The sequence below is a fragment of the Pasteurella pantherarum genome, from assembly GCF_049670885.1.
Classification (GTDB): Bacteria; Pseudomonadota; Gammaproteobacteria; order Enterobacterales; family Pasteurellaceae; genus Pasteurella.
Window position 1 is genome coordinate 2,190,435 of sequence record NZ_CP187173.1, and the last position, 14,748, is coordinate 2,205,182.

Below are 14,748 nucleotides of genomic sequence, written 5' to 3' on the forward strand. Positions count from 1 at the left end.
TTACACAATGACTACTACTCAAACTAAAAAAATTGCCATTACTGATGTGGTGTTACGTGATGCCCATCAATCCCTCTTTGCCACTCGCTTACGCCTTGATGATATGTTACCGATTGCCAATGAATTGGATCAAATTGGTTATTGGTCGTTAGAATCATGGGGCGGTGCTACCTTTGATGCTTGTATTCGTTTTTTAGGTGAAGACCCTTGGGTGCGTTTACGTGAACTCAAAAAAGCCATGCCAAATACACCATTGCAAATGTTATTACGTGGGCAAAATTTATTAGGCTATCGCCATTATGCCGACGATGTGGTGGATCGCTTTGTAGAACGTGCCGTGAAAAATGGTATGTCTGTTTTCCGTGTGTTTGATGCCATGAATGACCCTCGCAATATGAAACATGCCTTACAAGCAGTAAAACGTAACGGTGGGCATGCACAAGGGACATTAAGTTATACCACCAGCCCAGTGCATAACTTAGAAACATGGTTAGAACTAACGGAACAACTGTTAGACATTGGCGTGGATTCTGTGGTGATTAAAGATATGTCAGGGATCTTAACACCAGTAGAGGCTTATAAACTGGTCAGTGAAATCAAAAAACGCTATGACGTACAGCTTCATTTACATTGCCACGGAACCACAGGGATGGCAGAAATGGCATTATTAAAAGCGGTTGAAGCGGGCGTTGATGGTATTGATACCTCCATTTCCTCTATGAGTGGAACCTATGGACACCCTGCCACAGAAGCCTTGGTCGCCACATTACAAGGCACCCAATATGACACAGGCTTAGATATTCATAAATTAGAACGTATTTCCGCTTACTTCCGTGATGTGCGTAAAAAATATGCGAAATTTGAAGGACAACTTCGTGGTTCAGACAGCCGTATTTTAGTGGCTCAAGTGCCAGGCGGAATGTTGACTAACCTTGAAAGCCAATTAAAACAGCAAAATGCGTCAGATAAATTAGATGAGGTTTTAAAAGAAATTCCTCGTGTGCGTGAAGATTTGGGCTTTATTCCATTAGTAACCCCAACCTCACAAATTGTGGGAACGCAAGCTGTGATCAACGTGTTAATGGGAGAGCGTTATAAAACCATTGCCAAAGAAACAGCAGGGATTTTAAAAGGGGAATATGGTCGTACACCTGCCCCAGTGAATGCGGACTTACAAGCCAGAGTGCTAGAAGGCGAACAACCGATTACCGATCGTCCTGCTGATCACATTGCCCCAGAAATGGATAAATTGCTTACTGAAATTAAACAACAGGCAGCAGAAAAAGGCATTAAATTAGCGGAAAATGAAATTGATGATGTCTTGATCGTGGCATTATTCCCACAAATTGGTTGGAAATTCCTAGAAAATCGAGGCAATCCTGATGCCTTTGAACCTGCCCCAACCTTAGCCAGTGAAAACACTGCCGCACCAGCGAGTCAGCCAGCCTCTTCAGGCCCTGCGGTTTATACCATTGAGCTAGAAGGCAAAGCCTTTGTGGTGAAAGTCAGTGAAGGGGGCGAAATTGGCGAAATTACCCCAGCTCCAGCACCTGCCGCAACCCCTTCCCCTGCTGCACCAGTATCCAATGGTGCTGGCACCCCTGTGACTGCACCAATGTCAGGTAACATTTGGAAAGTGGTGGCAACAGAAGGGCAAAACGTTGCCGAAGGCGATGTGCTATTGATTCTTGAAGCCATGAAAATGGAAACTGAAATCCGAGCTAGCCAAGCGGGTACCGTGCAAGGTATTCGAGTAAAAGCGGGTGATACCGTGGCGGTGGGCGACACATTAATGACATTGGCATAAGAGGACGCAATATGGAAAGTATTTACGCACTATTGCGAGGCATGGGCATTATGCACCTTGAATGGGGGCAAGCGGTCATGATGGCAATCAGTTTGTTGTTACTCTGGTTGGCGATTTCTCGCAAATTTGAGCCTTTGTTGTTATTACCTATCGGGTTTGGTGGGTTGTTATCCAACATTCCCGAAGCAGGGCTTGCCATGACCGCATTGGACAATTTATTACATCATGGCAATGCGGAGCAATTAGCCATCGTTGCCAGCAAATTAAATACCTTAGCTGATCCAAATGCGATCAAAACTGCCTTAAACAGTGCCTTACCTTCCGTGCATCATGAGCTGGAAAGTTTAGCGGGAGATATGGGGTATAGTGCTGGGGTGCTGGCGTTATTTTATAAAGTTGCCATTGGTTATGGGGTGGCACCACTCATCATCTTTATGGGCGTTGGGGCAATGACCGACTTTGGACCGTTGTTGTCTAACCCTCGCACCTTATTGTTAGGGGCTGCCGCACAATTTGGGATTTTTGCTACCATTATCGGGGCATTGTTGCTGAACTGGACAGGCATCATCACCTTTACGTTACCTCAAGCGGCGGCTATCGGCATTATCGGTGGGGCTGATGGTCCAACCGCCATTTATCTCGCCAGCAAATTAGCACCTGAATTATTGGGAGCGATTGCGGTGGCGGCGTATTCGTACATGGCGTTGGTACCGTTAATTCAACCCCCTATTATGCGAGCATTAACCAGCAAAGAAGAGCGTAAAATTCGCATGGTTCAATTACGTTCAGTGAGTAACCGTGAGAAAATTTTATTCCCTATCGTGCTAGTGACCCTCGTGGCATTATTATTACCTGATGCCGCCCCGTTACTGGGTATGTTCTGTTTCGGTAACTTATTGCGTGTCAGTGGTGTGGTGGATCGCTTAAGTGATACGGCACAAAATTCGCTGATTAATATTGTGACCATTTTCCTCGGGCTTTCAGTCGGATCCAAATTGGTGGCGGATAAATTTCTCCATCCACAAACCTTAGGGATTTTATTATTAGGTATGGTGGCTTTTGCGATTGGTACAGCAAGTGGCGTGTTAATGGCGAAACTTATGAACAAATTTTCACGTCAAAAAATCAATCCACTCATTGGTGCCGCAGGGGTTTCAGCCGTTCCAATGGCAGCACGTGTTGCCAATAAAATTGGGTTAGAATCCGATCACCAAAACTTCTTACTGATGCATGCCATGGGGCCAAATGTGGCAGGGGTGATTGGTTCAGCAATTGCGGCTGGTGTAATGCTGAAATACATTTCTGCTCTGCTATAACCTTGAAAGGCAAGCAAAGCCGATAAAGTGCGGTGCTTTTTGACGCAATTTTAAAAGCCTCCGCACCTAAACAGGATTGATTATCTGCACCCTAAACGTTGGAGGACTATCCAACGGATTAAGGTGCAGATTTTTTATATTGCGAAGCAAACATCATGCTTTCTCACCAATTCCATCAATTTTTTCCCGTTTTTTTCTATTCTGGCTTAGAATCCCGTTTAATGAATTTACATGAAGGACAGACTATGCAAAACCCGTTACATGACTTAATGACAGAAAGCCGCAACCCGAACAGCGAACATATTGATCAACTTTCCACCTTGGAAATGTTGAAAGTCATCAATCAAGAAGATCAAAAAGTGGCACTGGCAGTGGAAAAAGTGTTGCCTGATATTGCTCAAGCGGTTGATCACATTGCTCAGGCATTGATGAACGGTGGCAGACTGATTTATGTAGGGGCAGGCACATCGGGGCGTTTAGGGATTTTAGATGCCAGTGAATGCCCACCCACCTTTGGAACAGCACGTGAAAAAGTGGTGGGTCTCATTGCGGGTGGGGAGCCTGCTATTTTAAGTGCGGTGGAAAATGCGGAAGATAACCGAGAAGCAGGCATTGCGGATTTACAAGCCTTACAAATTAGCTCAAAAGACATCATCGTAGGCATTGCCGCTAGCGGGCGAACCCCTTATGTGCTTTCTGCCCTTGACTTTGCGAAACAGCAAGGTTGTGTCACCGTGGGCATCAGTTGTAATCCTGATTCTGCGTTGTCGACACTCGCACATATTGCTATTACCCCGATTGTGGGACCAGAGGTGATCAGTGGCTCATCTCGTATGAAAGCGGGTAGTGCACAAAAAATGATTCTGAATATGCTGACGACAGGAGCGATGATTAAAACGGGGAAAGTCTTTGGTAATTTAATGGTGGATGTGGTGGCGACCAACGCAAAATTGGTAGAACGTCAAAAACGTATTGTGATGCAAGCCACGCAATGCCATCGCCAACAAGCCGAACAGGCGTTAGTCGAAGCCAATGGACAATGCAAAGTGGCGATTGCCATGATTTTGTTTAATCTTTCAGCACAAGAAGCCCAGCAACGTTTAATGGCTGCTCAAGGTTTTATTTCTCGTTTATAGCCTTTGCATTCACCTGATTCACCCGATAAGTGGGGTAAAGTCCCAAGTGCGGTGCATGTTGAACATCTTTTACCCCACCACCGTAATGGCATTTACAGACTGAGCTCAAAAATGCTTTTCTTCGGATTTAACTTAAAGCCTTCTGCTTCTAGCCATGTTTGTTGTTGTGGGTTTTGTTCCACCACTAAACGGGTGGCTTGGGTATAACGCACAAATTCTTTGGCTTTCTCAATCAGGGCGGCGTAAATGTCCGCTTGCTGTGGACTTTGTTGCACAAAAATATCAGTCAGTTGCCAATAGCGTTGTAATTGTAGGGAGGAAAGGCGGGGATAAAGTTGAATAAAGCCTTGTGCTTGTTGCTGCTTATCTAACGCAAGGAAAAAGATACTTTCGCTAAAACGGATTCGATTGGTTAAAAAAACTAAGGTGCGATCAGGGTTTTCCCCCATGCCACAAGAAAGGCGATATTGTTCAAACAGAGGTAATAAGAGATCCAGATTCCATAATTCCGCTTTAAAAATTTTCACCTTCATCAAAATCGCCTATTTTTTGTTACATTCATACAGTGGATTGTAGCTTTTTAACACAAAATAATCATCTTTTCCCAAAAAATTTTTTCAAATTTGCCTAAAATCAACAGAACTCACCAAAAAGTTTGTTATAGTAAGACGATTATTTTTTATTAAGTTAATACGGAGAAAAATTATGGCTCGTCGTCCTTTAGTTATGGGTAACTGGAAATTAAACGGTAGCAAAGCATTTACCAAAGAATTAATCGAAGGCTTAAAAGCGGAACTAGCAGGTGTTGAAGGATGTGATGTCGCAATTGCACCACCAGTGATGTATTTAGCAGAAGCTGAAGCCGCATTAAACTGTGGTTGTAGCTGTGGTGGAAAAACCATCGCACTTGGTGCACAAAATGTGGATGTGAATGTACAAGGTGCATTTACGGGTGATATTTCAACTGAAATGTTAAAAGATTTTGGTGCGAAATATATTATTATCGGTCACTCTGAGCGTCGTACTTACCACCATGAAAGTGATGAATTTATTGCGAAAAAATTTGCGGCATTAAAACAAGCAGGCTTAGTGCCAGTATTATGTATTGGTGAAAGTGAAGCAGAAAATGAAGCCGGAAAAACAGAAGAAGTTTGTGCACGCCAAATTGATGCTGTGTTAAACACATTAGGTGCAGAAGCATTTAATGGTGCAGTTATCGCATACGAACCAATTTGGGCAATCGGTACTGGCAAATCAGCAACTCCAGCACAAGCACAAGCAGTTCATGCCTTTATCCGTTCACACATTGCGAAGAAAGACCAAGCCGTTGCAGATCAAGTGATTATTCAATACGGCGGTTCAGTTAATGATGCGAATGCGGCTGAATTATTCACTCAACCAGACATCGACGGTGCATTAGTCGGTGGTGCTTCATTAAAAGCCCCTGCCTTTGCCGTTATCGTAAAAGCAGCTGCAAAAGCGAAAAACTAATTTCCATTTTGTGATAAGTCAAGGATAAGCCGATCTCGGTTTATCCTTTTTTTATTCCATTCTCTCGGGAGCAACATGAGCTTGAAGAAGCCTTATGCCTGATATGCCAACCAATTGCGTAAGAGTTGTTCACCGTGTTCAGTCATAAAGGATTCTGGGTGAAATTGCACCCCGTAAATAGGCAGGTGCTTATGTTGAAACGCCATCACCACCTCTTCCTGACAATGGGCGGTAATCTGGAGTGAATCAGGGAAGTGTTGCTCACGAATTGCCCAAGAATGATATAAACCAATTTGAAATTCAGCAGGTAGCCCTTGAAATAACACGGAATCTGACCGCACATGAAGACGTTGAATGCGACCGTGACGTACCTTGTCTAAATTGTATAACTCGCCCCCAAAAAACTCACACAAGGTTTGATGACCTAAACACACACCTAAAATGGATTTTGATTGGTGATATTGTTCCAACATGGCAAACAGTTGTGGATAAGCACGAGGCACATCTGGACCTGGGGAAATCAGAATATGGCTATAATGAGCAACGGCGTCCAGATCCAATTCTTGCACATTAACCACCTCAAAAGGCTGGTCTAATCGACGGATCAGATCCACTAAATTGTAGGTAAAAGAATCTTGATTGTTGATGATAAGAAGTCGTTTCATGCCCTGTGCCATGTTCTGTAGAGAAAGAGGCAAAGTATAAAGGAAAATGCGGATTTTTGGGTGATTTTCCGTTAAACTTTCCTTTATTTTTTCAATTGTAGATCACTTATGTCTTTCCAAGCTTTTATTCAACAAGCCAATCATTATGGCGAACAACGCCAACCTTTTTTCTTTCTGATTGATTTTGAACAACATCAACCCATTATTTGCCCGTTAGCCCAAGCGGCAGAGAAAGGATTATTTTTTGCCATTCAAGGTCAACAGAATGTCCATCAGCTGGCTGAAATGCCTTGCGAGCCGTTTGCGTTACGTCAATTTCCGATGGCAAAAGCCACTTATCAACATGGTTTTGCGTTAGTGCAAGAGGCGTTGCAAAAAGGCAATTCCTATTTGTTAAATTTAACCTATCCCACCGACATTGAGATGAATTGGAATTTGGAGCAGGTGTTTCACCACACCACGGCACCTTATAAATTGTATTATCGTGATCACTTTGTGTGTTTTTCACCTGAGTGTTTTGTGAATATTCATCACAATCAAATTTACACTTACCCGATGAAAGGCACCATTGATGCCACCTTGCCAGAGGCAGAACAACGTTTGTTGGCATCAGAAAAAGAACGCCAAGAGCATTACACCATTGTGGATTTAATGCGGAATGATCTAGCAACGGTGGCAGAAAATGTCGAGGTGACCCGTTTTCGTTATGTGGAAAAAATTCACACGCAAAAAGGGGCAATTTTGCAAACCAGTTCAGAGATTCGTGCGGATCTTGGGGAAAATTGGCAAGCTCGTATTGGTCAGATTTTAGCGACATTGTTACCCGCAGGATCCATCAGTGGTGCCCCTAAAGAAAAAACCGTGCAAATTATTCAAGCTGCAGAGCAACAGCCTCGAGGTTATTACACGGGCATTTTCGGGTTGTTCGATGGAGAATCGCTACAAAGTGCGGTAGCCATTCGTTTTATTGAGCAAGTGGGCGAAAAATATGTTTTCCGTAGCGGTGGGGGGATTACGATGTTGAGCGATGTGGAAGAAGAATACCAAGAATTGATTCAGAAAGTGTATGTGCCAGTGGAGTAAGTGAATATGTTTCCTTTATTTGAAACGATTGCCATTGTGAAAGGGGAAATTCAACATCTTGACTTGCACCAACAACGTTATGCGGCAAGTTTAAAACATTTTTATGGCAACACCAGCACGAAAGTGCATGATCTTGCTCATATTCTTGACATTTCGACCGCACTTGAACATACCCAACATGCCCCGATTATTCGCTGTCGAGTCGATTACGATCAACACCATTATCATGTGCAGTATTTCCCCTATGAACGCAAAACATACCGCACGTTTCAGCCTGTCATCTGTGATGACATTGAATACCGCTTGAAATATGCTGATCGGACTTATTTAAATCAGCTGTTACAGCAAAAAGGTCAGTGTGATGAAATTATGATTATTCAACATGGCAAAGTAACGGATTGCAGTATTGGCAATCTGGTTTTTCGTCAAGGTGAGCAGTGGTTTACACCAGATAGCCCACTTTTTTACGGTACACAACGGGCTTGGCTCTTACAACAGGGGAAAATTCAAGCTTGTCCCATTTTGTTGCAAGATGTGGCAAAGTTTGAAGAAATTCGCCTAATTAATGCGTTAAATCCACTGTAAAATTTCTTTGATCAGCGTACAATAACAGCACTTTTTTCTATCTAACCATGTTTCAAAAAGGAGAACGATCTCATGACGAAAGTGATTCATACTGACAACGCCCCTGCGGCAATTGGTCCTTATGTGCAAGCGGTGGATTTAGGCAATATGCTATTTACCTCAGGGCAAATTCCAGTGAATCCGCAAACGGGTGATGTGCCGACGGATATTGTGGCACAAGCACGTCAATCTTTAGAAAACGTGAAAGCCATTGTGGAACAAGCGGGGTTACGTGTGGCAAACATTGTGAAAACCACCGTATTTGTAAAAGACTTAAATGACTTTGCCGCCGTGAATGCAGAATATGAGCGTTTCTTCAAAGAAAACAATCACCCACATTTCCCTGCTCGTTCTTGTGTGGAAGTAGCACGTTTACCAAAAGATGTCGGCATTGAAATCGAAGCCATTGCCGTGCGTGGTGAAAAATAATTGACCAGTTAAGCGAATCAGCGTGATATAAGGTAGGTGTTGAACCTGCCTTTATTTTTTCTCGGTTTTTTTCTCAGGTTAGGGGAAAGTGCGGTGGTTTTTGGAAAAGTTTTTTATTTTCTCATGATTGTTCAGATTTTGTGAACCTTGTCATTTGGATTGTGGGTGCTTCCTCGTTATAATGCCTTACTTTTCATCATCAAATGGTAAGAAAAATGAATTCTCTTGAACAACAATACTTAAATGAACTTGACGCTAAATTATGGAAATCCGCCGATAAACTTCGTTCCAATATGGACGCCGCCAATTATAAGCACGTCATTTTAAGTTTAATTTTCCTCAAATATGTCTCCGATGCCTTTTTAGCTCGCCAACAAAGCATTCAACAACAATTAACCGATCCTGACCATCTCTATTATCTTGACCCCAGTCTTTACGACAGTGAGGACGAATACCAACAAGCCCTAGCAAACGAGCTTGAACAATTAGATTATTACACCGAAGAAAACGTATTTTGGGTGCCCAAAACCGCCCGTTGGGATACCTTAACAGAAAAAGCAAGGACACCTATAGGAGATGTTTTATGGCAAAATGAAAAAGGCGAAGACGTGAAAATGCGTAACGTCTCTTGGTTGGTGGATCTTGCCTTAGAGACCATTGAAAAAAGCAACCCAAAACTCAAAAATATCCTCTCCCGCATTAGTCAATATCAGGTAGAAGATAAGCGAGTAAGTGCTCTTATTGATTTATTTTCAGACACCTCTTTTGTTGATCCTAAACATCAAGACGAAAAACTCAATTTAAAAAGCAAAGATATTTTAGGGCATGTTTATGAGTATTTCCTCGGTCAATTTGCCCTCGCCGAAGGCAAACAAGGGGGGCAATATTACACCCCGAAAAGCATCGTCAGCCTGATTGTAGAAATGTTGCAACCTTATCAAGGGCGTGTGTTCGACCCTGCTATGGGCAGCGGGGGATTTTTTGTCTCTAACGACAAATTTATTGAAAACCACGCTATGGAAAAACATTACGCCAGTGATGAACAACGCCGCCGTATTTCCATTTATGGGCAAGAAGCTAACCCCACCACATGGAAACTCGCCGCCATGAACATGGTGATTCGAGGTATTGATTTTAATTTTGGCAAAAAACACGCCGACAGTTTCACGGAAGATCAACATCCTGATTTACGTGCGGATTTTGTGATGGCAAACCCACCTTTCAACTTAAAAGAATGGTGGCATAAAAGTTTAGAGAATGATGCTCGCTGGCAATATGGCACACCGCCTGAGGGCAATGCCAACTTTGCTTGGATGCAGCACATGCTCTACCACCTTGCCCCAACGGGTTCCATGGCATTGTTATTGGCAAACGGCAGTATGAGTAGCAACACAGGTGGGGAAGGGGAAATTCGCAAACGCCTGATTGAGGAAGATGTGGTGGAATGTATGGTCGCCTTACCGGGGCAATTGTTTACCAATACCCAAATCCCAGCTTGTATCTGGTTTCTGAGCAAAGACAAACAGAACGGTGTGTCCTTTGATAAGAAAAAACGCAATCGCAGTGGCGAAGTGTTATTTATCGACGCCCGTCAATTGGGCTATATGAAAGATCGTGTGTTGCGTGATTTCACTGAAGCCGACAGCCAAAAAATCGTGCAAACCTTCCACAATTGGCAATATGGTGAAGATTACCAAGATGAAGCAGGCTTTTGCTATTCCGCCACCCTTGCCGACATTCAAAAACAGGACTACATCTTAACCCCGGGGCGTTATGTGGGGGCTGTGGCACAAGAAGAAGACAGCGAACCTTTTGCCGAAAAAATGCAAAAACTCACCGCACTTTTAAACCAACAAATGGCAGAAGGCGAACGCTTAAATGCCGAGATTAAAAAGAATTTAGCGGGGTTGGGGTATGAGTAATAAATCCAAATTATCTGACTTCATTTCTATTAAGCATGGATTTGCTTTTAAAGGTGAGTTTATTTCTACTGAGGAAAATGAAAATTGCTTATTAACTCCAGGTAACTTTGCTATTGGTGGAGGATTTAAATCTGACAAATTTAAATTTTATACGGGAGATGTTCCTAGTGATTATATTTTAAATTCAGATGATTTAATTGTAACTATGACAGATCTTAGTAAAGACGCTGATACTTTAGGTTATTCTGCGTTAGTTCCTAATATTCAAAATAAGCAAATGTTGCATAATCAACGAATTGGACTAGTTATCTTTATTAATGATGAATTAGATAAAGAATATCTCTATTTTTTAATGCGTTCTAAAGAATATAGGCATCATGTCGTAAGTACAGCTACAGGTTCTACGGTAAAACATACTTCTCCAAGTAAAATTCTTTCATTTGAATTTGACAAACCTACGCTAGAACAGCAAAAAAAAATTGCTAAATATTTACTAAGTTTTGAGAATAAAATCCAACTCAACACCCAAACCAACCAAACCCTCGAACAAATCGCCCAAGCGATTTTTAAAAGCTGGTTTGTGGATTTCGACCCTGTCAAAGCCAAAATTGATGCCCTCGCCAACGGTGGCACCCACACCGACGCCGAGCGTGCCGCTATGCAAGTGATTTCTGGAAAAACCAACGCCGAACTTACTCAAATGCAACAAACCAACCCCGATGCTTACAAAACCCTCGAAAAAACAGCCGCACTTTTCCCAAGTGAAATGGTGGAAAGTGAGTTGGGCGACGTGCCGAAGGGGTGGGGGTATTGTAAGGTTGGAGATGTTGTTGATAGATTAAAAAATCCACAAAAATTGAAAAAAGATGATATTAGTGCAGATTATTCAGTTCCTGTTTTTGAACAAGGTTCAAATATTCTGATGGGATACACCCAAGTGGCAGGATTTGAAGCAGATATAGAAAATCCAATGTTTATATTTGGAGATCATACCTGTGTAACCCACCTTTCAACAACACCTTTTTCAAGTTATCAAAATGTAATTACTTTAAAAGGCTTTAATTTGTCAACTTATTGGGTTTATTGGGCTGTAAGAGATAAACAGAAATTCCAAGAATATAGAAGACATTGGATGGAATTTATTGTTAAAGACATTATCGTCCCTGATAATAAGTTGTTATGCGATAAATTTTCTGAAAGAGTGAAGTATTTTCATAAAAAAATTGATGAAAATACTAAAGAAAACCAAACATTATCAGAAATTAGAGATAGTTTATTACCGAGATTACTTTCGGGGGACCTAGGGTAACAAGTGACCCTAGGTTAAGCATAATCCTACCCCGTTGGGGTAGTTATATTTTGTTCTAACAAGATATGTTTAGATATGTTTTTTTTTACATATCAATGAATATCAATGAATATCAATGTATATTAATGCATATGCTTTTATATCTACTTATACTTTCGAAAAATTCTTTTTGATTTGGAGAATACATTATGGACAGAATTAAAAACCCTTTTAATCCAGGTGCAGGTTCTAAACCACCAGCATTAGTGGGACGAGATCAGATTATTGAGGAGGCAACTATTCAGATAAAACGAGCGAATCTTGGGAACAGTATTCGCTCTCAAATGCTGCTCGGTTTAAGAGGTGTAGGTAAAACCGTGCTATTAAATCATATTTCAGCCATTGCTGAAGAAAATAATCACATTATTACTGTCATTGAAGCGAATGAAGAAATTGATTTAGTGGCGGTATTACAATCAGAAATCCAGCAGTTATTGAAAAAATTATCTGTCATAGAAAATATAAAGGATAAAGTTCATCGTGCATTATCCGTTGCAAAATCCTTTTTTTCTACCTTCAATCTTGATATTGGCGGCATTTCTATTGAAATCAAACCTGAGTTTGGCACAGCCGATAGTGGATTATTAGAAAGCGATTTGGCTCAACTTTTTCTTGTGATTGGTGAAACTGCCCAAGCAGCTAATCGACCGTGGTCAATTTTTATTGATGAGGTGCAATATTTGAAATCAGCTGATCTTTCGGCACTGATTGTTGCTTTACACCGTTGTAGTCAAAAGAATCTACCGATTTTATTTTTTGGTGCAGGTCTACCACAAGTGGCAGCGATGTCTGGCGATGCAAAATCTTATGCTGAACGACTTTTTGCCTATCCTTTTATTGGGGCATTGCCCGTGGAAGAAGCAAAAAAAGCTATCCGAGAACCAATCATCAAGCTTAATGAGTGTATTGAAGATGATGCACTTGATGAGATTGTGAAATATACAAAAGGTTATCCTTATTTTTTGCAAGAATGGGGAGCTGAAATTTGGAATGCGGGTATTGAGCAGATGCCTATTACGCAACAAGATGTTGTGCAAGCATCTCAAAGTGTGTTTTATAAACTGGATCATGGTTTTTTTAATGTTCGTTTAGATCGGCTCACCAATAAAGAAAAAGATTATGTGATTGCGATGGCTAATTTGGGAGAAGGGCCTTATAAATCTGGAGATATTGCGATTTCTTTGGGGAAAAGGAATAATGAGTTGGGTAATGTGCGAGCTAAAATTATTGAAAAAGGCATGATTTATAGCCCGTCTTATGGCGAGTTGGATTTCACAGTGCCACTTTTTGATGATTTTTTACGTCGTAAATTTCCGAAAAATATCCCTCATCATGATTAGATATGAATAATGTCAGCAAAATTGACCGTATATAAAAAATAAAATAAAGAAAAATATTTTTGATAAAACACACCTTACAGGAACACAACATGATCGATGAAAACGTCTTAGAACAGGCGGCACTTGATTGGTTTAGAGAGACAGGCTGGCAAACCTTTAACGGTAAGGAATTATTCACCGAGGGGAGAAATCCGCAACGTCATCAATTAAGTGCGGTGATTTTAGAACCGAGACTGAGTGGGAAAGCATCTTACAACGTTCTGAAAGTGGCGGACTTAGTGTGAGCTATGAATTAGTTGGATAAAGATGTGCGACCGTTACAGAAGAGAAATATCAACTTTGTTCACCAAAATTCGAAAAAATGGGTAACAAACTTGCTAGGCTTGCATAAATGAGAGACAATGCAATTTATTAACCAAAATTCGAAAAAATGGGTAACAAAATGAAGAGCATTAATTTAGAAAACGCTGTGCATTATCATCATGGTAAATTTCCGCCTAGCGTTATTCACTATCAACATATTATTCCAGCCTTAGCGACAGCGATTGAAGCCATAGCACGTTACGATCAAATGCTCAAAAATATGCACAATGGGGAAATTTTATTAGCACCATTGCGAAATCAAGAGGCAGTGATCTCTTCCCGAATGGAAGGCACCATAAGCACGATGGACGAAATTTTGCAGTATGAAGCAGACTACCCAGAAACAAGCGGGAAAAGTGAGTATGGGCTAAATGTGCGTTCTGATATTATCGAAACCGTGCTTTATCAACGTACATTAAAAAATACCCAAAAAGCGATGGCTGACGGTTATCCACTCTCAAAATCGCTGTTAAAAGGAATGCATCAGCAATTACTGTCTTTCGGGCGTGGGGCAAATAAATCGCCTGGGGAATTTAAAAAAGAGCAAAATTATTTAGCCGACACACTCAAAAAAAGCATTCTATTTGTGCCAATTTCCCCTGAAAAACTCGAAGAAGGTTTAGATCGCTTATTTGACTATATAAGCACAAATCAAGACCATATTTTAATCAAAACAGGGGTGACACACCTTGAATTTGAAGCCTTGCATCCATTCCAAGACGGTAATGGAAGAATAGGACGAATGCTGATTACGTTAATGCTATGGAATGCGAATATCATTTCGGCTCCACATTTTTATATTAGTGGCTATTTTGAACAGAACAAAAACGCCTACATTGATTTAATGCGGCGCGTGTCTGAAACAGGCGACTGGAACGATTGGATTATCTTTTTTCTGAATGCGATTGAAACACAAGCCAAACAAAATTTAGACATTGCTGAAAATATCCGACAGCTTTATGAAGAAATGAAAGGCATTTTTTCAGATACACTTTCATCAAAATGGGCAGTGATGGCTCAAGATTTTATTTTCACTAATCCAATTTTCAGAAATAGCCAATTTATCGAAAAAAGTGGTATTCCAAGCACGACGGCAACACGCTTTACTAAATTGTTAGCAGAAAAAGGGATTTTAACCACCAAAGAAGAAGCATCAGGAAGAAAATCCGCCTTGTATTCATTTGATGCATTGATGGATTTAGTGCGAGTTTAGTTTGATTGAAA

14 protein-coding genes are annotated in these 14,748 nt (G+C 41.2%); 12 read left to right on the forward strand and 2 right to left on the reverse strand.

Going from position 1 to position 14,748, the window contains the following annotated elements:
* Nucleotides 1–7: 7 nt before the first annotated feature.
* The 3 genes from oadA (at nt 8) to murQ (ending at nt 4,259) form a co-directional block, all read left to right on the forward strand.
* Nucleotides 8–1,807: a sodium-extruding oxaloacetate decarboxylase subunit alpha gene (gene oadA, locus ACPEEM_RS10315; protein ID WP_424406924.1), complete on the forward strand. Its 1,800-nt coding sequence runs from the start codon at nt 8–10 to the stop codon at nt 1,805–1,807.
* A gap of 11 nt (nt 1,808–1,818) precedes the next feature.
* Complete coding sequence (locus tag ACPEEM_RS10320) at nt 1,819–3,123, forward strand: sodium ion-translocating decarboxylase subunit beta (protein ID WP_424402023.1); 1,305 nt, start codon at nt 1,819–1,821, stop codon at nt 3,121–3,123.
* A gap of 245 nt (nt 3,124–3,368) precedes the next feature.
* On the forward strand, nt 3,369–4,259 hold the full coding sequence (murQ, locus tag ACPEEM_RS10325; protein WP_424402024.1) for an N-acetylmuramic acid 6-phosphate etherase: 891 nt from the start codon (nt 3,369–3,371) through the stop codon (nt 4,257–4,259).
* Between the two features lie 92 nt (nt 4,260–4,351).
* Here the strand turns inward: murQ and ACPEEM_RS10330 are convergent, their stop codons facing one another.
* The gene (locus ACPEEM_RS10330) at nt 4,352–4,792 is read right to left on the reverse strand and encodes a GNAT family N-acetyltransferase (RefSeq protein WP_424402025.1); all 441 of its coding nucleotides are present in this window, start codon (nt 4,790–4,792) and stop codon (nt 4,352–4,354) included.
* Between the two features lie 172 nt (nt 4,793–4,964).
* Here ACPEEM_RS10330 and tpiA point away from each other — a divergent pair, with 172 nt between their 5' ends.
* The gene (gene tpiA / locus ACPEEM_RS10335) at nt 4,965–5,750 is read left to right on the forward strand and encodes a triose-phosphate isomerase (protein ID WP_424402026.1); all 786 of its coding nucleotides are present in this window, start codon (nt 4,965–4,967) and stop codon (nt 5,748–5,750) included.
* 92 nt (nt 5,751–5,842) lie between these two features.
* Here the strand turns inward: tpiA and ACPEEM_RS10340 are convergent, their stop codons facing one another.
* Nucleotides 5,843–6,415, reverse strand: coding sequence for an anthranilate synthase component II (locus ACPEEM_RS10340; RefSeq protein ID WP_424402027.1), 573 nt, complete (start codon nt 6,413–6,415; stop codon nt 5,843–5,845).
* A gap of 108 nt (nt 6,416–6,523) precedes the next feature.
* On the opposite strand from ACPEEM_RS10340, the gene ACPEEM_RS10345 reads away from it, so the two are divergent.
* The 8 genes from ACPEEM_RS10345 to ACPEEM_RS10380 all read left to right on the forward strand — a co-directional run bounded on the left by ACPEEM_RS10345 (nt 6,524) and on the right by ACPEEM_RS10380 (nt 14,737).
* Nucleotides 6,524–7,498 carry an aminodeoxychorismate synthase component I gene (locus ACPEEM_RS10345; RefSeq protein ID WP_424406926.1) on the forward strand — a complete coding sequence of 325 codons (975 nt, stop codon included), beginning with the start codon at nt 6,524–6,526 and terminating at the stop codon, nt 7,496–7,498.
* 6 nt (nt 7,499–7,504) lie between these two features.
* Nucleotides 7,505–8,083, forward strand: coding sequence for an aminotransferase class IV family protein (locus tag ACPEEM_RS10350; RefSeq protein ID WP_424405119.1), 579 nt, complete (start codon nt 7,505–7,507; stop codon nt 8,081–8,083).
* 72 nt (nt 8,084–8,155) lie between these two features.
* Entirely contained in the window at nt 8,156–8,551 is a 396-nt protein-coding gene (locus tag ACPEEM_RS10355) for a RidA family protein (RefSeq protein ID WP_424402030.1), read from the forward strand.
* Nucleotides 8,552–8,766: 215 nt separating this feature from the next.
* Entirely contained in the window at nt 8,767–10,473 is a 1,707-nt protein-coding gene (locus ACPEEM_RS10360; protein WP_424406928.1) for a type I restriction-modification system subunit M, read from the forward strand.
* Nucleotides 10,466–11,782: a restriction endonuclease subunit S gene (locus tag ACPEEM_RS10365; RefSeq protein ID WP_424406930.1), complete on the forward strand. Its 1,317-nt coding sequence runs from the start codon at nt 10,466–10,468 to the stop codon at nt 11,780–11,782. The genes ACPEEM_RS10360 and ACPEEM_RS10365 overlap by 8 nt, the downstream gene beginning before the upstream one ends.
* A 188-nt stretch (nt 11,783–11,970) precedes the next feature.
* A complete protein-coding gene (locus ACPEEM_RS10370; protein ID WP_424402033.1) occupies nt 11,971–13,161 on the forward strand; it encodes an AAA family ATPase in 1,191 nt (396 codons plus the stop codon).
* 89 nt (nt 13,162–13,250) lie between these two features.
* Nucleotides 13,251–13,445: a type I restriction endonuclease gene (locus ACPEEM_RS10375; protein WP_424408275.1), complete on the forward strand. Its 195-nt coding sequence runs from the start codon at nt 13,251–13,253 to the stop codon at nt 13,443–13,445.
* A 158-nt stretch (nt 13,446–13,603) separates the two neighbouring features.
* Nucleotides 13,604–14,737 (forward strand): Fic family protein, encoded by a 1,134-nt coding sequence (locus ACPEEM_RS10380; protein WP_424406932.1) that lies wholly within the window; start codon nt 13,604–13,606, stop codon nt 14,735–14,737.
* Nucleotides 14,738–14,748 lie beyond the last annotated feature (11 nt).

What these genes read in the sequence shown, in the direction of transcription:
- oadA (WP_424406924.1), top strand. Translation starts at nt 8, where the DNA reads ATGACTACTACTCAAACTAAAAAAATTGCCATTACTGATGTGGTGTTA.
- ACPEEM_RS10320 (WP_424402023.1), top strand. Translation starts at nt 1,819, where the DNA reads ATGGAAAGTATTTACGCACTATTGCGAGGCATGGGCATTATGCACCTT.
- murQ (WP_424402024.1), top strand. Translation starts at nt 3,369, where the DNA reads ATGCAAAACCCGTTACATGACTTAATGACAGAAAGCCGCAACCCGAAC.
- ACPEEM_RS10330 (WP_424402025.1), bottom strand. Translation starts at nt 4,792, where the DNA reads ATGAAGGTGAAAATTTTTAAAGCGGAATTATGGAATCTGGATCTCTTA.
- tpiA (WP_424402026.1), top strand. Translation starts at nt 4,965, where the DNA reads ATGGCTCGTCGTCCTTTAGTTATGGGTAACTGGAAATTAAACGGTAGC.
- ACPEEM_RS10340 (WP_424402027.1), bottom strand. Translation starts at nt 6,415, where the DNA reads ATGAAACGACTTCTTATCATCAACAATCAAGATTCTTTTACCTACAAT.
- ACPEEM_RS10345 (WP_424406926.1), top strand. Translation starts at nt 6,524, where the DNA reads ATGTCTTTCCAAGCTTTTATTCAACAAGCCAATCATTATGGCGAACAA.
- ACPEEM_RS10350 (WP_424405119.1), top strand. Translation starts at nt 7,505, where the DNA reads ATGTTTCCTTTATTTGAAACGATTGCCATTGTGAAAGGGGAAATTCAA.
- ACPEEM_RS10355 (WP_424402030.1), top strand. Translation starts at nt 8,156, where the DNA reads ATGACGAAAGTGATTCATACTGACAACGCCCCTGCGGCAATTGGTCCT.
- ACPEEM_RS10360 (WP_424406928.1), top strand. Translation starts at nt 8,767, where the DNA reads ATGAATTCTCTTGAACAACAATACTTAAATGAACTTGACGCTAAATTA.
- ACPEEM_RS10365 (WP_424406930.1), top strand. Translation starts at nt 10,466, where the DNA reads ATGAGTAATAAATCCAAATTATCTGACTTCATTTCTATTAAGCATGGA.
- ACPEEM_RS10370 (WP_424402033.1), top strand. Translation starts at nt 11,971, where the DNA reads ATGGACAGAATTAAAAACCCTTTTAATCCAGGTGCAGGTTCTAAACCA.
- ACPEEM_RS10375 (WP_424408275.1), top strand. Translation starts at nt 13,251, where the DNA reads ATGATCGATGAAAACGTCTTAGAACAGGCGGCACTTGATTGGTTTAGA.
- ACPEEM_RS10380 (WP_424406932.1), top strand. Translation starts at nt 13,604, where the DNA reads ATGAAGAGCATTAATTTAGAAAACGCTGTGCATTATCATCATGGTAAA.